This window comes from Moritella sp. 28, from assembly GCF_018219435.1.
Lineage (GTDB): Bacteria > Pseudomonadota > Gammaproteobacteria > Enterobacterales > Moritellaceae > Moritella.
Genome location: NZ_CP056121.1, coordinates 4,177,069 through 4,194,875 on the forward strand (window position 1 = coordinate 4,177,069; position 17,807 = coordinate 4,194,875).

11 protein-coding genes are annotated in these 17,807 nt (G+C 40.9%); 3 read left to right on the forward strand and 8 right to left on the reverse strand.

Features of this window, described 5'->3' with window-relative positions; translation table 11 throughout:
* Window positions 1–42: 42 nt before the first annotated feature.
* From HWV02_RS18470 to thrA, 5 genes are all read right to left on the reverse strand, one after another.
* Window positions 43–810: an ABC transporter ATP-binding protein gene (locus HWV02_RS18470; RefSeq protein WP_211689126.1), complete on the reverse strand. Its 768-nt coding sequence runs from the start codon at window positions 808–810 to the stop codon at window positions 43–45.
* 218 nt (window positions 811–1,028) lie between these two features.
* Window positions 1,029–1,745 (reverse strand): siderophore ferric iron reductase, encoded by a 717-nt coding sequence (locus HWV02_RS18475; protein ID WP_211689127.1) that lies wholly within the window; start codon window positions 1,743–1,745, stop codon window positions 1,029–1,031.
* Window positions 1,746–1,956: 211 nt separating this feature from the next.
* Window positions 1,957–3,246, reverse strand: coding sequence for a threonine synthase (gene thrC / locus HWV02_RS18480; RefSeq protein ID WP_211689128.1), 1,290 nt, complete (start codon window positions 3,244–3,246; stop codon window positions 1,957–1,959).
* A gap of 141 nt (window positions 3,247–3,387) precedes the next feature.
* A complete protein-coding gene (gene thrB / locus HWV02_RS18485) occupies window positions 3,388–4,344 on the reverse strand; it encodes a homoserine kinase (protein WP_211672868.1) in 957 nt (318 codons plus the stop codon).
* A 2-nt stretch (window positions 4,345–4,346) separates the two neighbouring features.
* The gene (gene thrA, locus HWV02_RS18490; protein ID WP_211689129.1) at window positions 4,347–6,806 is read right to left on the reverse strand and encodes a bifunctional aspartate kinase/homoserine dehydrogenase I; all 2,460 of its coding nucleotides are present in this window, start codon (window positions 6,804–6,806) and stop codon (window positions 4,347–4,349) included.
* Window positions 6,807–7,136: 330 nt separating this feature from the next.
* On the opposite strand from thrA, the gene aceK reads away from it, so the two are divergent.
* A complete protein-coding gene (aceK, locus tag HWV02_RS18495) occupies window positions 7,137–8,861 on the forward strand; it encodes a bifunctional isocitrate dehydrogenase kinase/phosphatase (protein ID WP_211677166.1) in 1,725 nt (574 codons plus the stop codon).
* An 85-nt stretch (window positions 8,862–8,946) separates the two neighbouring features.
* Here aceK and HWV02_RS18500 read toward each other — a convergent pair whose 3' ends face one another.
* Window positions 8,947–9,426 (reverse strand): putative 4-hydroxy-4-methyl-2-oxoglutarate aldolase, encoded by a 480-nt coding sequence (locus HWV02_RS18500; RefSeq protein WP_211672871.1) that lies wholly within the window; start codon window positions 9,424–9,426, stop codon window positions 8,947–8,949.
* Between the two features lie 838 nt (window positions 9,427–10,264).
* Here HWV02_RS18500 and arcA point away from each other — a divergent pair.
* Window positions 10,265–10,981, forward strand: a complete 717-nt coding sequence (gene arcA / locus HWV02_RS18505; protein ID WP_211672872.1) for a two-component system response regulator ArcA — start codon at window positions 10,265–10,267, stop codon at window positions 10,979–10,981.
* Between the two features lie 89 nt (window positions 10,982–11,070).
* Here the strand turns inward: arcA and HWV02_RS18510 are convergent, their stop codons facing one another.
* Window positions 11,071–11,958, reverse strand: coding sequence for a chemotaxis protein (locus HWV02_RS18510; protein WP_211689130.1), 888 nt, complete (start codon window positions 11,956–11,958; stop codon window positions 11,071–11,073).
* A 188-nt stretch (window positions 11,959–12,146) separates the two neighbouring features.
* Window positions 12,147–16,040, reverse strand: coding sequence for a phosphoribosylformylglycinamidine synthase (gene purL, locus HWV02_RS18515; RefSeq protein ID WP_211689131.1), 3,894 nt, complete (start codon window positions 16,038–16,040; stop codon window positions 12,147–12,149).
* Window positions 16,041–16,295: 255 nt separating this feature from the next.
* Here purL and mltF point away from each other — a divergent pair, with 255 nt between their 5' ends.
* Window positions 16,296–17,795 (forward strand): membrane-bound lytic murein transglycosylase MltF, encoded by a 1,500-nt coding sequence (gene mltF / locus HWV02_RS18520; protein WP_255546912.1) that lies wholly within the window; start codon window positions 16,296–16,298, stop codon window positions 17,793–17,795.
* The last annotated feature ends 12 nt before the right edge of the window (window positions 17,796–17,807 follow it).

A 17,807-nucleotide genomic window follows, 5' to 3' on the forward strand; every position in this document is an offset into this window, starting at 1 on the left:
CATGTTTATGCTCTATAAAGCATGAGGGTTAAAGACATGAGATTAAGGAATATAACTTATCTGCTGACCCGTTTGCGGATGCGCAAACAAAGCCAATTCCATCCCATATATTTTTTGTAATATCGCGGGAGTCATTAACTCACTAGGCGTACCTTGTGCAATCACTTTTCCTGAATGTAAAGCAATGAGTTGGTCGCTAAATTTTGCCGCCATATTAATGTCATGAAGCACCATAATGACGGTTAATCCTAAGGTTTCATTCAAATTTCGGATCAGGGCTAATAATTCATATTGGTGTGCAACATCCAGAGCAGACGTAGGCTCATCGAGCAAAATACACTGACTTTGTTGAGCCAATAACATCGCCACCCATGCTCTTTGACGTTCGCCACCAGACAAGGTAGCAACAAAACGCTCGCTAAACGCACTTAGCCCTACTTTCTCTATCGCATCATCCACCAGCTGGTGATCTTTTTTGCTATATCGGCCAAATGCCCCTTTCCAGGGATATCGACCAAAGCACACTAATTCTCGAACAGTTACGCCATCCGTGATTGGTGGGTGTTGCGGTAAATAAGCAACATTAAGCGCAAAGTCTTGATGAGACAAATGATGAACGGCTTGATCATCAAACAGTACACGGCCTTGAGTCGGGGAATTCTGACGACTGAGTAATTTAATGAGCGTCGATTTACCACAGCCGTTATGACCAAGTAAGGTCGTGACTTTACCTTTAGTAAAGACTAGGTTCGTTGAATGCAGGATCGGTTTCCCGCCAATTTCAAACGACGCATCGATAAGTTGATACATAAAATGAAGTAAGCTATTTATTAATAAGTGATTAACTGAACTCTAACATAAATACCCGGTAATGATAATTGTTTTCATTACCATTGGTAGTTAGTAGGATATACCGATTCTTTCAACCTACCCCCTATTTATATTTGTATTATATTGTCGAGTAGCATTATAGCGATTACATTTATGCCAATTTCCAAGAAAATACTAGGTGGTAAAGAATGCGTAAATTAACGCTTATTACTGGGGTGACGCGGGCAATCTGCACATAGATTGCGACCTTCGCATTTATAAACTAAGCAGCAGCTGGTACGGATCAATTTTAGCTTATTGGTGGTAAGGTCAACTTGCAAGCCGGATAAATGCTTATCTGGTAACTCAAAAGCAGCTAACCACAATTTAGCTTGCGTCAGAAAATACGCATTAGATAATGCAGGGGCCTGTGCTTGCAGTTTTATGATGCAATTGAGTAAACCATCGGCAATTAAGTGTTTGGTGAATCCGGGGCGAATACGAGTCCATTGGGATAGCTCTTCACGATATGACTCAAATAGTGCGCTTAATTGCAATCCAATCGATGAGATCAACTCTTCGTTAGAACCAAAGATAAGATCTGATGTATGGAATGTAAATCCAGAAATAAATCCCGATTGAATAGATTGACTCACATTTTTAATATCAGGAATCGCTTTTAATTTATAAACAGAAATAAAAGCAATATAGATGGGTTGCCAGCAGAGAAGATCCCAGGTTCGCGTTAACCAATAAGCGCTTCCGGCTTCTTTTGAGGATTCGGACAATTGCCAATAAAGCTGTTGGATAACGTCACTGTTCTGACGTGAAATGTGGATACCTTCTCCGTTATCTGCTGCTAACTGCCCAGATAAGTAAGGTGTCACTTGCTTAGATGACTGAAAGAGTACTTCAAAATATTCACTATTTTGCATAAGAATTAATACACAATATCAATTAGCTGTAAATAAAAACTAGAATAACCACTTGAATACCACAATGCAAATGATTATCAATTACACATGGTTTTGGGGCCTGCATTATAAGCCTTATTGCTATTTTCAATTTGAAAAAAAGGTCTTAACCAGAAATACCGATTAAGACCTTAATAATAAAATGTGAATAATTAATCGCTTTAGCGCTAGACTACACCATTAAAAATGCACGTAATGCCTCAAAGTCATCTGCCATATCAACAGATAGATTTGGCTTATCGGCACAATCAGCAAGTTCTTGTGGCAAACCAATATCACGACCTAGAATCTCTTCAACTGATTCTTTGAACTTCGCAGGGTGCGCAGTACATAGGAATAAACCGAATTCATCTTCGCTCAGCTGTGCACTTAAACGGTCATAGGCAATTGCACCATGCGGTTCGCATAAGTAACCTTGTTCATCTAACGCGACAACAGCTTGTTTAGTATCTTCATCAGATAGGAAGTCAGATGCGAGTTCAGACAAGTCCCACCCTTTAACACGTGCTAGTTCTTCGATACGTGGCCAGTTGCTTGGTACGCTTACGTCCATCGCATTGGATAAGGTTGCTTGCGTTGCTTTTGGATCCCACTCACCGCTTTCTAAATAACGCGGCACAGTATCATTGATATTCGTCGCGGCAATAAAGCGTTTAACTGGTAAGCCTAATGTTTTTGCTAATAGACCTGCAGTCAGGTTACCAAAGTTACCGCTTGGCACTGATACTACTGTTTGTGCGCGCTGTGCTTTTGGCAGTTGTGCGAATGCTTCGAAGTAATAACAGATTTGTGCCATTAGACGACTAATATTGATTGAGTTAGCCGAGTTAAGACCAATTGCCTGACGCAGCTCTGCATCATCAAATGATCGCTTCATTAATGCCTGGCAGGCATCAAAGTCACCATCAATCGCGATAGTGCGAATATTACCACCAAGCGTGCAGAACATCTGCTCTTGCAAGAAGCTGATCTTACCTTTTGGATACATCACCACTACTTCGATATTATCCATACCATAGAAGGCATGTGCTACAGCAGCACCCGTATCGCCTGATGTCGCGGTTAAAATCGTGATCTTTTCACCAGTCGACCCTTTATTAGCACTTAAGCGTGACAGGCACTGTGCCATGAAACGACCACCGAAGTCTTTAAACGCCAATGTTGGACCGTGGAATAATTCTAATGCACTGATCTTGTCGTTCACTTTCGTTACTGGCGCAGGGAAGTTAAACGCACTTGCAACAATGTCATGTAATTCTTGTTCGCTAAATTCATCACCGATCAGTGATTGTAAAATAACGCGACTACGGTCGACTAAGTTCATCTCTAGTAAAGCATCAATATCGTCTATCGGATTAATTTCGCTCGGAAAGAACAAACCTTGGTTTTTACCCATGCCTTGTTTTACTGCTTGTGCAAAGCTAACTGTCTCTGCGTGATCTTTAATGCTGTATAATTTCATTGTTGTTCATTCCCTAAAACATTATTTGTGCAACCTGCGTGATAACTATGACCTTAACATAATAAGCGCATATAACCCTAGAGACTAGGATTTAACAATCACCACGCAGTATTTTTCTATTTCTATAATGACAGCTGTTTATTACAATTCTGTAGCGACGATACGTGCGCCCTGTTTATCCAGCTTGCAGATATGGCTGAAGCCATCACCGTTTTGGATAAAATTAGCATCTAACCAAGCTTTTAACTTTTCAGCTTGTGCTAAGTCAGTCATCACGTTAAATACCGTCGGGCCAGAGCCTGAAATACCGGTTGCCAATGCACCTAGCTCTTTTGCATAGTCACGTACCTCATCAAATTTTGGAATAAGCTGAGCACGGTACGGTTCTGCAATCACATCTTTTAGCATGGCTGCTGCAAGATCTTGTTGTTTACTATAACAAGCGTGGATGAACCCAGCCAAATTACGGCCATAAGCTAAACAATCGGCACGGCTGTATTCAGTTGGTAAGATTTCACGCGCAGCAGCCGTCGAGATGCTGATACCCGGATAAGCAACAACCCAATACCATTCATCGAAACAAGGCACTGACTGACTAATAACACCGTTTGCTTCGAGCATTAATTGCAAACCACCTAACGCACACGGCGCCACATTATCATAATGCACACTGCCACTAATCTGGCCTTCTAATTCCCCCATTAACAACACCATTTCGTTGTCATTAAGTTCATTGTCATGAAATGCATTTAACGCTTCTAAGCCTGCCACAATCGATGCAGCACTTGAACCCAGGCCACTACCAATCGGTAGGTTCTTTTCTAATTCCATGACCAGAGATTTGATTTTTAAACCACGTTTCTCTAACGCTTTGCCGTAACCTAAATAGCAGTCATAAACAATATTTTCACGGAAATCATCCGGCAGTTTATGGGCAAAGCGACCACTAGACGCTAATGTAAACTCACCATCCGTTGCAGCGATATAAACACGATCGCCAACCAAGGTGCCATCAATAGGTGCTAATGCAGCACCTAGGACATCAAAACCAACGTTAACGTTACCGATAGATGCCGGTGCATATGCAACAAGACTCATCCTTAAACCTCCTGCTTCCAATTAAGAGTACGTAATACATCGGCAAATACGCCCGCTGCAGTCACTTCAGAACCTGCACCATAACCACGTAATACCATTGGGATTGGCTGATAATAACGGCTGTAAAATGCCAATGCATTCTCACCATCTTTTACTTTATTCAACGGATCAGATTCTGGTACCGCGGTAATTGATACTTTACATTTACCATCTTCAATCTGGCCAATATAGCGTAATACTTTACCCTCCTCTGCAGCGGACGCTTGCAAATCAGCAAAGTACGCATCTGCTTTTGGTAGGTTAGCCATAAACTCTTCATTAGTACCAGTTGCATCAAAGCCAGCGGGTATTGCTTCTTCGACTTCAACTTGGTCTAAGGTTAAATCCATGCCCGCTTCACGTGCAATAATCAATAATTTACGCGCGATATCCATGCCGCTTAAATCTTCGCGTGGATCTGGTTCTGTAAAGCCATTATTACGCGCTTGTGCCGTGGCTTGCGAGAAGCTCATGCCTTCGTCTAATTTACCAAAGATGTATGACATAGAACCTGACAAAATACCGTTGAAGCGTACTAGTTCATCACCCGCACTCAATAGATTCTGCAGATTTTCAATCACAGGTAGACCTGCACCTACGTTAGTATCGTATAAGAAACGACGGCGGGTTTTTAATGCCGTTAAACGCAGCTCGTGGTAATAATCCATGCTCATGGTATTGGCTTTTTTGTTCGCCGCAACAACGTGGAAACCACTCCCCAAGAAATCAACATATTGACTAGCAAGATTATCATTACTGGTACAATCAACAATCACTGGGTTAATGATGTGGCTATTTTTAACCAAATCTTCCAGTGCTGCGAGTGAGAACTCAGAATTACTGGCAGCAAGATCATCAGCCCAATGTGTTAATGATAACCCTTCTGAGTCGAGTAACATTTGGCGACTGTTAGCGATACCGCAGACACGGATCTCAATATGACGTTCTGCTAAAAATTCTTTTTGACGTTTGATTTGTTCGACTAATGCCGCACCTACACCACCACACCCTAATAAGAACAGGTCAATGTATTGTTGTTTACCAAAGAAAATATTGTGTGATGCTTTAATCGCTTCATTGGCTTTGCTTTCATCAATAACCGCAGAAATAGAACGTTCTGATGAACCTTGCGCAATGGCAACAAGATTCACTGATGCTTGTGCTAATGCCATAAAGAAACGCGCAGCAATACCGTTGGCTTTACGCATGCCATCACCAACCAGCGATACAATAGCTAAACCATCACGCATTTCGATAGGTTCAAGTAACTGATTACTGATCTCTAACGTAAATTCGTTATTCAGTGCCAGTTTAGCTTTACCTGCATCATAACTGTGGATACAGAAGCTAACGCTGTATTCTGATGATGATTGCGTGATAAGGGCAATGGATACACCAGCGCGTGATACGGTTTCAAAAATACGACCCGCCATGCCAACCATACCTTTCATACCCGGACCGGATACGTTAATCATGGTCATGCCACTAAGCTCTGATAATGATTTAACTTCGGCTTGGGTTTTTGACATTAACCCGCCGATTAGAGTGCCTTCACCTTCTGGATTTTTAGTATTCTTAATCAAACAAGGAATGTGGTGCTGAGCAATCGGTGCTATCGTTTTTGGATGCAATACTTTCGCGCCAAAATAAGACAATTCCATTGCTTCTGGATAGCTTAATGTTTTAAGTAATTTGGCATCTTTTACTAAGCGTGGGTCACAAGCGTAAACACCGTCTACGTCAGTCCATATTTCACAGCAGTCAGCATACAGACACGCCGCTAATACCGCAGCAGAATAATCAGAACCATTACGGCCAAGTACAACTGTATTGCCCTGTTCATCACCCGCAGTGAAGCCTGGCATTAAATAAATATAGTCAGTCTTAATTGGATCTTGTTCAAAACGAGTACGAGAAGCGTCAATATCCACAGTGGCTTCTAGTACACTGCCCTTTCCTACTAGCTTGTCTTGCGGAACAATCACTTCAACTTTAAAGCCGCGGGCTAATAACAGTTGCTCCATACAAACAATACTCAGCTTTTCACCGGTACATAAAATCTTTGCTTCAATATTTTCAGGGCACTGCGATAACAGCTTTACGCCATATAAGTATTCTCTTAATGTCGCTAATGATGTTGTTACCTGCGTTAATGCAACCACATCATTAAAATTAGGGTATTGAACTTTTAGGCCTGCAACGAGCGCCTTAAATATCCCTTCGATTTCTTCCAGTGATGACTCCGCATCAAGGCCACGAACCGTTTGTTGCACAGCGGCAACCAAATTATTGGTCACTTTTGCTGGTGCAGACAACACCAATGCTACCTGTGATTGCTCAATCTTACTCACAGATATATCTGCTGCACAGGCAAATCGTTCAGCGTTTGCCAACGATGTTCCACCAAATTTTAAAACTCGCATCCTTTGCTCCTTGTAGATACAAAAAAGCCCGTTCCAAATGGTAACGGGCTCTTTTATCATTTCTGTCTTAGCCCTACGTGTCATCCCACCGTTGTAATAACAGTGTTAATAATCGTGGTGGTAATGAACGCTAAGCAATAAGTCATAATAATATTTAATAAATCTGTTAATAATTTCAATACCTATAGCAATATCAAAAAATGAGAGCCAAATCAAGTTTAAAATATATTTAGTTGTTTCACTATACATAGATAAAAGGATTTAAACATGTTGAAATAATGTAAAAAGATTGCGATATTTAGGCTTATCTTAAGTCCAAGGATTTGTTGTATGGAAAAAGTTTTAGAAGCGCAAATAGCGGGGTCGTTATTAGAATCGTTTGATGCTTTTTATAGCCGCTTTTTAGAAGTCACGCGTGGTGCAAAATTACGTTTTGAAAACGCGGATTGGCATGGTGTGCAAATCGCAGCGAAAAAACGTATTAGCCTTTATGATTACCACGTCGGTAAGACAGCTCAAAAAATGCAAGATCTTGCGGCAGAAACGGAAGCGAATAAAATATTCCTGCAAGGGATTAAGCGAGAGTACGAAGCGCTATTACAGCATTACCCAAATTTTGAAATTGCCGAAAGCTTCTTTAACTCTGTTTATCGCCGTGTCTTTAAACATACCAATATATATAAAGAACAGCTATTTATTACTAATGCTAATCGCGTTAGAGATCCAGGGTATCCGAATAATTTTTATCGCAGCTATACCCGAGGCGGAAACTTTTCGGTGATCTTACGTAAGATCATTGGTGGTTATACGTTTACGGCTCGATGGGAGAACTTGGACAGGGACCTTGCTAATGTCGTGGATTACCTTAACCAACATGCGCCAAAACAACTCACCGAAGCCGAACACATCGAAGTGCACATGCTTAACGAAGTATTTTATCGTAATAAAGGCGCTTACCTTATGGGTAAGATCTTTGCTGATGGACACATGTACCCGTTGGTATTTCCGATTTTAAATAACGAAGAAAATGAGATTTATTTAGATACGGTCATTTTTGAAAAAGAAGAAACCAGTATTCTATTTGGCTTTGCCCGTGCTTATTTCTTTGTTTATGCACCAGAACCTGGCGCCATTGTACAATTTTTAAAACCGATGATCCCGCATAAAACTAACTTTGAGATCTACTCTGCCATTGGTTGCCAAAAACATGCAAAAACAGAGCTATTCCGCCACTATATAAAGCACTTAGATAACTCTGATGATAAGTTCATTATTGCCCCAGGTATTAAAGGTATGGTGATGAGCGTATTCACTCTACCCTCTTATGATGTGGTATTTAAGCTCATTAAAGATGAGTTTGCACCACCCAAACAAATCGATCATGCGACCGTAAAAGAAAAGTATCAGATCGTAAAATCCCATGATCGTGTTGGTCGAATGGCAGATACTCAACAATTTAAAAATTTTGCTTTTCCCAAGGATCGCTTCAGTCAAGAACTGCTCGACGAATTGTTAGCTGTCGCCCCTTCAATTATAAAATTAACCAACAGTAAAGTGGTGATCAAACATCTTTATATTGAGCGTAAGATGATCCCGCTCAATATGTATCTCGAACAAGCAAATGAAGAAGAGCTTGATAATGCTATCGATGAATACGGCAATGCTATCAAACAACTTGCGGCAGCAGATATTTTCCCCGGTGATATGCTGTTTAAAAATTTTGGTGTGACCCGACATAATCGCGTGATCTTTTACGATTATGATGAGATCTCATATATGCATGAAGTTAACTTCCGCTACATTCCGCCACCACGCTATCCAGAAGACATGATGCTGGCTGAACCTTGGTTTGCCGTCGCTCCCAACGATGTATTCCCTGAGGAGTTTGAGACCTTCTTATTATCTCGACCAGAAATTAACAAGCTCTTTAAAAAATACCATTCTGATCTGCTTGACGCCGATTATTGGAAGGGACTGCAAAACAATATTAATCGTGGTAAATACAGCGATGTATTCCCTTATCGCCGAGCACGACGTTTTAACCGAGATGAATAAGTAATGTAGATAGATGGGTAAATAAAAAGGGATGAGGTTAATAATCGATTAACCTCCCCCCTATCTTCACCGCGAATACAGACACCTAAAGAAGTGGTTCTTTAGCCACCACTACACCATTTAAGTCGGCATAGATATAATCACCTTCGGCAATGCTCACACCAGCAAAGTGCAAATCGATACCCGCATCACCTAAGCCACGTTTTTCTGTTTTAACAGGGCAAGCCGTTATCGCTTTAACCCCTAATTCAAGCGTATTAATAGTCGCAACATCACGAATTGCACCATAAATAACGAAACCAGCCCAGCCATTTTTCACTGCATTTTCGGCAATCATATCACCGAGTAACGCACGTCGTGTTGAGCCTCCGCCATCAACCACTAAAATACGTCCTTCTCCTGGCGTACCAGCAAGTTCTTTAACAAGCGAGTTATCTTCAAAACATTTAACCGTTACCGCTTGGCCACTAAAAATAATCGCTTTACCATAACTTTGAAAAATAGGGTCCATTACAGACAATTGATTAAAATGCTGATCACACAGATCAGGTAACAGGTCTAACATAGTCCATCCTTAGAGTCGTTATTGTATATATCTCATATTCCAGTAACTATGTTACGTGAAACGATACTTACTACAACTGCTAACACATTAGCGCAAATCAATTATTTCAATCTATAATTAATTAACAAAGTAAATACATTAATCATTAATTATAGATAAAACTTACCAGTTTGTAATTTGATTACATTTTACTGACAAAAAACCTGTTCAATAAGAGAACATTTTAATAAACTAAAGTCACTCATCTAAACAACTGACATATAGATAAATTCAAACTAAAACACCGCATCAACATAAAATAGAAACGCGATAAACCATAACGGATCTGTTTATTTAGTACTAAAATTAACGAACAAAAAATATTAATCAAAATAATTTTTACCTTTAATCTTATATATACACAGGTTAATTCGAACAATGTGAGCTGAGTCAAGTCTAAGTAACTCAATCATTAAACAATATTAAACATATAGAACAAAATTATAACAATTTGATTTATATGACTTAAATGAATATATAATTTATCCTTGTATCACTATTCTTTATTTACTTAAATATGGAAAACATTCATTTCAACTAAAATATAACCAATGGGGGTTATTTGATAAATATCAAATCACGTTTAGTTATTACGTAACATAATTACATTAGGTTGTTATACTGCTGTTAATAACATATAATCCTATAGTTAAGGACGCCATAAAACTAGATATCCTGCCACAGTCAGCTGTTTTAGATAAATAGTCTTATATTTCATGGATGTATTACTCTTACTCCCCGATTAATTGATATCAATAATCTGGGCACTATTTGATCCAAAGCGAAACTAGGTACGTTTATGCAAACCCCAAACATTCTTATCGTAGAAGATGAACTCGTTACACGTAACACCCTAAAAAGCATCTTCGAAGCTGAAGGCTATTCAGTACATGAAGCAAGTAACGGCGATGAAATGTATGAGATCATTACCAATAACCCTATAAGCTTGGTAATCATGGATATTAATCTTCCAGGTAAAAATGGCTTACTGTTAGCACGTGAACTACGTGACAAACATAATTTAGCTCTCATGTTTTTAACTGGTCGCGACAATGAAGTTGACAAGATTTTAGGTCTAGAAATTGGTGCTGATGACTACATTACTAAACCATTCAATCCACGTGAATTAACGATTCGAGCACGTAACCTACTCGGCCGTACTTTTACTAAAGCCCCAGTAGCAGACGAAGAAAAAGCGATCGTAGAAGAATATGAATTTAATGGCTGGCGTTTAAATATCAACAGCCGTTCTTTGATTAGTCCACTGGATGATTCATTCAAACTACCCCGTAGTGAATTCCGTGCAATGCTACACTTTGTAGAGAATCCAGGTAAAATTCAAACACGTGCAATGTTATTGAAAAAGATGACAGGCCGTGAACTAAAACCACACGATCGTACTGTTGATGTAACTATTCGTCGTATCCGTAAACATTTCGAAAGCATTGCAGATACACCAGAAATCATCGCAACAATCCACGGTGAAGGTTACCGTTTTTGTGGTGAATTAAGCTAAGCATACACTGCTAGCGATACCGTGAAGGTACTATAAATAATAAAAAAGCGCTAAATAGCGCTTTTTTTTGTGCCTAGCATTCGTGCGTGTTAAATCAGAGTAATCTTATCTCGCCCTTTTACTCCACGTAAAATCGCTTGTAATAACTCGCTTGCATCAAATTTAGTCAGCGCTTCATCAGCACCAATTTGCTGCGCACGTTCAGTGCTAATCGCACTTGATAACGAAGTATGAAGAATAATATAAGTCGCAGATACGTTGGGCGTACTACGCACTTCAAACGCAACTTCATAGCCATCTAATCCCGGCATTTCAATATCACTAACCAACACATCAATAGGGTTACCAGCTTCGACAGCTGACTGCATCATAGCTAATGCATCTTGGCCATTTTTAGACACCTGATAATGGATACCTGCAGCGTCTAACGCGCTACCAAGTTGATTACGCGCAACCATTGAATCATCCACAACCAAAATTTCTTTGGTACGAAGCTCCTCAAGCTCAAGTTCCGTAAACTGGGGCAACTCAACGTCTTCATCAGGATAAATGTCAGCTAACAAGCGTTCAACATCCATGAGCTGCACCAATTGGTCATCAAGGTGCATCACCCCTGTGGTATATATATTACAGCCAAGAGATGAATCTGGAGCCGAGATATCTTTCCAACTACAATCCATAATCTTATCAATATGACGCACCAGAAAACCAACGACCTGACGGCTACAATCCGTAATGATAATATTACACGAGTCATATTCTTCTTTACTGACTGGCCGATAGCCAACAGCACTCGCCATATCGATAATAGGAATTGTCCGACCACGTAGTGTCGCTGCGCCCATCACCATGGGGTGGGAACCGGGTAAAGAATACAAACGTGTGGAGGGGACAATTTCTTGCACTTTCAACGTGCCAATTGCAAATTTTTGCTGGAGATTCAACTTAAATAATAATAAACCTTGTGACTGACTCATTACCCTTCCTAATGATTAATTAATACATTCACTAAACGCCTAAGACTATAGCATAATTAAGCATTTATATTGTTTTATATAATCAATATAGCACGAGTAAAAGCAAAAAAAGGCCGCAATAATTGCGACCTTTCATTCATTAACATATCAACCGAGTGACGGGTGACCTAAAATTAATCTAAGTGCGATTAACCTAAGTTCACTCGCGCATTACGGAACATACGCATCCAAGGGCTGTCTTCACCCCATTCTTCTGGATGCCATGAGTTGCTTACCGTACGGAATACACGTTCCGGATGTGGCATCATGATAGTTACGCGACCATCGGTCGTCGTTAGACCCGTAATACCTAATGGCGAACCATTTGGATTAGATGGGTATTGCGTCGTAGGTTGACCGTAGTTATCAACGAAGTTAAGCGCAACTGTACCACTGCTCTGTAGTGCTTGCAGATGTGCATCATCACGTAATTCAATACGACCTTCACCGTGAGATACAGCGATTGGCATTCTTGAACCCGCCATGTCACCTAAGAATATTGACGGATTCTTCGGTACTTCAACCAAGCTGAAACGTGCTTCAAAACGTTCTGATTGGTTAGTAACGAAACGTGGCCATAATTCAGAGCCTGGGATAAGTTCACCCAAGTTAGATAACATCTGACAACCATTACATACACCCAGTGAGAAGCTGTCTTCACGCTCGAAGAAAGCAGCAAACTGGTCACGAGCTTGTGGGTTAAATAAGATTGACTTAGCCCAACCTTCACCCGCACCCAGTACGTCACCATAAGAGAAACCACCACAAGCAACTAAGCCAGCGAAGTCTTCTAGATTAACGCGACCAGCAAGAATATCACTCATGTGAATATCTTGAGCAGCGAAGCCAGCACGATCAAATGCAGCAGCCATTTCCGTTTGTGAGTTTACACCCTGCTCACGAAGTATCGCCATTTTTGGTTGTACACCAGTAGCTATATAAGGTGCTGCAATATCTTCTTTAACATCAAAGCTTAAGTTAACGTTTAAACCAGGGTCTTTCACATCAAGTTTAAGGTCGAATTCTTCTTGAGCACAACTTGGGTTATCACGCAGCGCTTGCATTTTCAGCGTTGTTTCAGCCCACACTGCACGGTAATGTGTACGCGTTTCCGCTAATACATTTTCACCATTACGTGTAAAGCGAACCATGTCATCTTCATTTGTAGAACCAATCACATGACAACATGCAGCTAGACCGTGGCCTGCTAATGTTGTTAGTACTTGCTCTTTCATTGCTGAAGATACTTGGATCACCGCGCCTAACTCTTCAGAGTAAAGTGCAGCAAGATCATCTGTACCTAGCATATCAAGTTCAACGTCAACACCACAGTGACCAGCAAATGCCATCTCTGTTACTGTTGAGAATAAACCACCGTCACTGCGGTCATGATAAGCCAGTAAAGATTGCTCTTTCACCAACACTTGCATCGCATCGAAGAAGCCTTTCAACTGTTCTGCGCTATCCACATCTGGCGTCTGTTGACCCAGTTGCTTGTATACTTGTGCTAATGAAGATGCACCTAGGCGATTTTGACCATTACCTAAGTCTATTAGGATAAGGTCTGTCGCGCCTTTGTCAGTGCGTAGCTGTGGTGTTACTGTTTTACGTACGTCAGTCACACGACCGAACGCAGTTATAATCAGTGATAATGGTGATGTAACTTCTTTGTTTTCACCTTCATCTTCCCAGCGTGTCTTCATCGACATTGAATCTTTACCTACTGGAATAGTAAGGTTCAATTCAGGACAAAGTTCTTCACCTACCGCTTTAACCGCTGCATATAAACCAGCATCTTCACCAGGGTGACCCGCTGCAGACATCCAGTTAGCAGAAAGGTTAATACGTGTTAAATCACCAATTTCTGTTGCTGCGATATTTGTTAATGCTTCAGCAACCGCCATACGGCTAGATGCAGGGAAGTTTAACAGTGCGAGTGGCGTACGTTCACCAATAGCCATTGCTTCACCAGCGTAAGTATCAAAACTTGCCGCAGTTACAGCACAATCGGCAACAGGAACCTGCCAAGGACCAACCATTTGATCACGTGCAACCAGACCCGTTACCGAGCGGTCACCAATCGTGATTAAGAACGTCTTTTCTGCAATCGCAGGTAAACGTAATAAACGTTCAGCTGCATCTTTAACTGTGACACCAGTAAAGTCTAATGCATCACCTTCAGTCACTAGCGTTGTTGCTTCACGGTGCATCTTAGGTGCTTTACCTAATAATACTTCCATTGGCATATCAATTGGCTGTTCGTCTAATAACGAATCCGTTACAGACAAATGCAACTCTTCAGTCGCTACACCAACCACTGAGAATGGCGCACGTTCACGCTTACAAATAGCTTCGAATGTTGCTAGGTTTTCAGGTGCAACAGCCATTACGTAGCGTTCTTGAGATTCATTACACCAAATTTCAAGCGGTGACATGCCAGGTTCATCATTGTTGATATCACGCAATTCAAACTGAGCACCACGGCCACCGTCATGCACAAGTTCAGGGAATGCGTTTGATAAACCACCCGCGCCCACATCGTGAATGAAGGCAATTGGATTGTCTTCACCAAGCTGCCAGCAGCGGTCGATAACTTCTTGACAACGACGTTCCATTTCTGGGTTTTCACGCTGTACAGAAGCAAAATCTAAATCTTCGTGTGATTGACCTGAATCCATCGATGAAGCAGCACTGCCACCTAAACCAATGTTCATTGCAGGACCACCCAGTGCGATAAGTTTCGCGCCTACTGGAATATCACCCTTTTTAATGTGTTGGTCACGGATATTACCCAAACCACCAGCCAGCATAATCGGCTTGTGGTAACCACGTACTTCCACACCATTATGGCTGTTAACTTCAGCTTCATAAGTACGGAAATAACCTAATAGGTTAGGACGACCAAATTCGTTATTAAATGCTGCGCCACCCAAAGGACCTTCTAGCATAATGTCTAATGCACTAACAATACGACCTGGCTTACCAAAGTCGGTTTCCCATGGCTGTTCAAATTCTGGAATACGTAAGTTAGATACCGTAAAGCCAACTAAACCTGCTTTTGGTTTCGAACCACGACCCGTTGCGCCTTCATCACGGATTTCACCACCTGAACCCGTCGCGGCACCTGGCCAAGGCGAAATTGCAGTTGGGTGATTGTGCGTCTCAACTTTCATCAGAATTTGGATATCTTCTTGGTGATATTCATACTGGTGAGTTTGTGGATCAGGGAAGAAACGGCCGGCTTTTGAACCTTCCATCACAGAAGCATTATCTTTATATGCAGATAAAACATGATCACCTGTTTGTTCGAAGGTGTTCTTGATCATCTTGAATAATGATTTTTCTTGCTCTTGGCCATCAATAGTCCAATCAGCATTAAAAATCTTATGACGACAATGCTCTGAGTTTGCTTGAGCAAACATCATTAATTCGATGTCATTTGGATTACGCTTTAATTGAGTAAAGCTCGCAATCAAATAATCGATTTCATCTTCAGCCAGTGCTAAACCTAATTTAACATTCGCATCAACAAGTGCCTCACGGCCACCCTCTAAGATATCAACCGACTTTAACGGACGCGCTTGTGCTTGAACAAATAATTGTTCAGCTGCATCTAAACAATCAAATACAACTTCCATCATACGGTCGTGCACAAGACTTGCTGCAGTTTGTAGTTGGGTTGGTGTAAGTGGTGTAGATGAAGATATGTAGTAAGCGATGCCACGTTCAAGACGTTTTATTTTAGAAAGGCCGCAGTTGATTGCGATGTCGGTAGATTTAGAAGACCAAGGAGAGATAGTGCCGGGACGAGGAGTGACGAGAAGGAGAGTTCCTTCGGGAGCGTGCTCTGCAATTCTTGGCCCGTAGGTCAACAACTTTTCCAGGACACTCCGTTCATTGTCACTGAGCGGGGCTGTTACATCAGCAAAATGAATGTACTCCGCGTAAATTGTTATATCCGATAATCCTACATCATTACAACGTTCGACTAATTTATTAGTACGAAACTCAGAAAGCGCTGGCGCTCCTCGCATTATATGCATTAACTTTTTCTCACTAAAAGGGTTACTGGGGAAAAATCCCGGTCATTATATGCAAATAATTACAATAACGATAGCGTTACATGACCAACAAGTTAATTTACTAATCTTTTTTTTCAATCCTTAGTCGATAACATCGTTAACAGTATTGATAACATTGTCATTTCACGCATAAATACTAACACTGTTTTTTTATACAGCTCATTGTGATTAACGGTTGTGTAATGGCAATGAAAACGCTATAAAGATAGATCCAATATGTATATTTATATTTTCATACAAAAAGGTGCTTACTTGCAGGTATTTTTCACTCGCTTACAACTCTTTTTAAAACCCAGCTTAATCATTATTTTGAGCCTGGTTGTTTCCGGCTGCATTCAAGAAAAGGATGAGCGTACTCAGTTAGAAAAGATCCAAGATGCGGGAGAATTACATATCAATACCATTTATGGCCCTGCCAACTACTACCTAGAAGGTAACAAGCCAGCGGGTCTTGAATATGAGTTATTGAAACAATTTAGTGATTATCTCGGTGTTAAATTAGTGATTCATCCGCACCATTCACTGAAAAGTATGCTGGAAAGTAAAAATACGAAAGTTAAACCCATCGCTTTATCTGCGGGTGGTTTAACACGTACCGAAAAACGCCTAAAAGAATATCGAATGGGACCAAGTTACTATCAAGTAAAACAACTTCTCATCTATCGTAAAGGCAGTCTTAGACCACGTAACTTACAACAGATAAACGATCCTATTTATGTGGTAAAAAGTTCAAGCCATGAAGAATATTTACAGCAACTACAGCATGATTATCCCGAACTAAACCTGACTTATAAAACCTTCCCCGACGAAGATATTTTATTCAGTAATTTAGAAGAAGGTACTATCAAATTGGCGATTGCAGATGATACCTCCTTATCTCAACATCAGTACTATTACCCACACCTGAATAAAGCCTTCGTACTAGAAGACGATCTCGATATTGTTTGGTTGATGGAAAAAAATAACGATGATAGCTTAGCCAATGCCGTGCTTGCCTTTTTTACCTTGCAGCAAGTCAGCGGCGCAATGGAGCAACTACAAGAGAAGTACTTTGGTCATATTGATACCTTTGATTTTGTCGACACGCGTACTTTCTTACGTCGCGTAAATTCACAATTACCTAAATACGAAGGACTGTTCCGTCAATATGCTGGAGAGCTCGATTGGCGCTTACTCGCAGCGGTCAGCTACCAAGAATCCCATTGGAACCCCAAAGCACGCTCACCAACGGGTGTACGCGGCATGATGATGCTTACTTGGCCAACCGCGAGAGAATTTGGTGTCACCTCACGTATTGATGCAGAACAAAGTGTGCGAGCTGGTTCAGCCTACTTAGCAAAACTGATCAAGCGTTTACCCGATACTATTTCTGAGCATGAAAAACCCTGGTTTGCATTAGCCGCCTATAATATAGGTTATAGCCATCTAATAGATGCAAGAAAGATCACTGAAAAATTGGGTGGAAATGAGAACAGCTGGGCGGAAGTCAAAGCGATCATCCCACTATTACAACAACCTAAATGGTATAAATATACGCGCTTTGGCTATGCTCGAGGTAATGAGGCCGTCAAGTACGTGAGTAATATTCGTAAATATTACGATAGCTTACGTTGGTTTGATGAACAGATTAATATGACCGAGCAAGTCGCCCGTGATGTCGGTTTTGAACTTTCAACTGAAACAGGGCTAACACTGATGATAACAGATATAGAATAACACCCGTCTGTT

Bases quoted from the DNA above. Each gene is read 5' to 3' on its own strand.
- aceK (WP_211677166.1), top strand. From the start codon at position 7,137: ATGGAAAAAGTTTTAGAAGCGCAAATAGCGGGGTCGTTATTAGAATCG.
- mltF (WP_255546912.1), top strand. From the start codon at position 16,296: ATGTATATTTATATTTTCATACAAAAAGGTGCTTACTTGCAGGTATTT.
- HWV02_RS18510 (WP_211689130.1), bottom strand. From the start codon at position 11,958: ATGAGTCAGTCACAAGGTTTATTATTATTTAAGTTGAATCTCCAGCAA.
- thrB (WP_211672868.1), bottom strand. From the start codon at position 4,344: ATGAGTCTTGTTGCATATGCACCGGCATCTATCGGTAACGTTAACGTT.
- arcA (WP_211672872.1), top strand. From the start codon at position 10,265: ATGCAAACCCCAAACATTCTTATCGTAGAAGATGAACTCGTTACACGT.
- thrA (WP_211689129.1), bottom strand. From the start codon at position 6,806: ATGCGAGTTTTAAAATTTGGTGGAACATCGTTGGCAAACGCTGAACGA.
- HWV02_RS18470 (WP_211689126.1), bottom strand. From the start codon at position 810: ATGTATCAACTTATCGATGCGTCGTTTGAAATTGGCGGGAAACCGATC.
- thrC (WP_211689128.1), bottom strand. From the start codon at position 3,246: ATGAAATTATACAGCATTAAAGATCACGCAGAGACAGTTAGCTTTGCA.
- purL (WP_211689131.1), bottom strand. From the start codon at position 16,040: ATGCATATAATGCGAGGAGCGCCAGCGCTTTCTGAGTTTCGTACTAAT.
- HWV02_RS18475 (WP_211689127.1), bottom strand. From the start codon at position 1,745: ATGCAAAATAGTGAATATTTTGAAGTACTCTTTCAGTCATCTAAGCAA.
- HWV02_RS18500 (WP_211672871.1), bottom strand. From the start codon at position 9,426: ATGTTAGACCTGTTACCTGATCTGTGTGATCAGCATTTTAATCAATTG.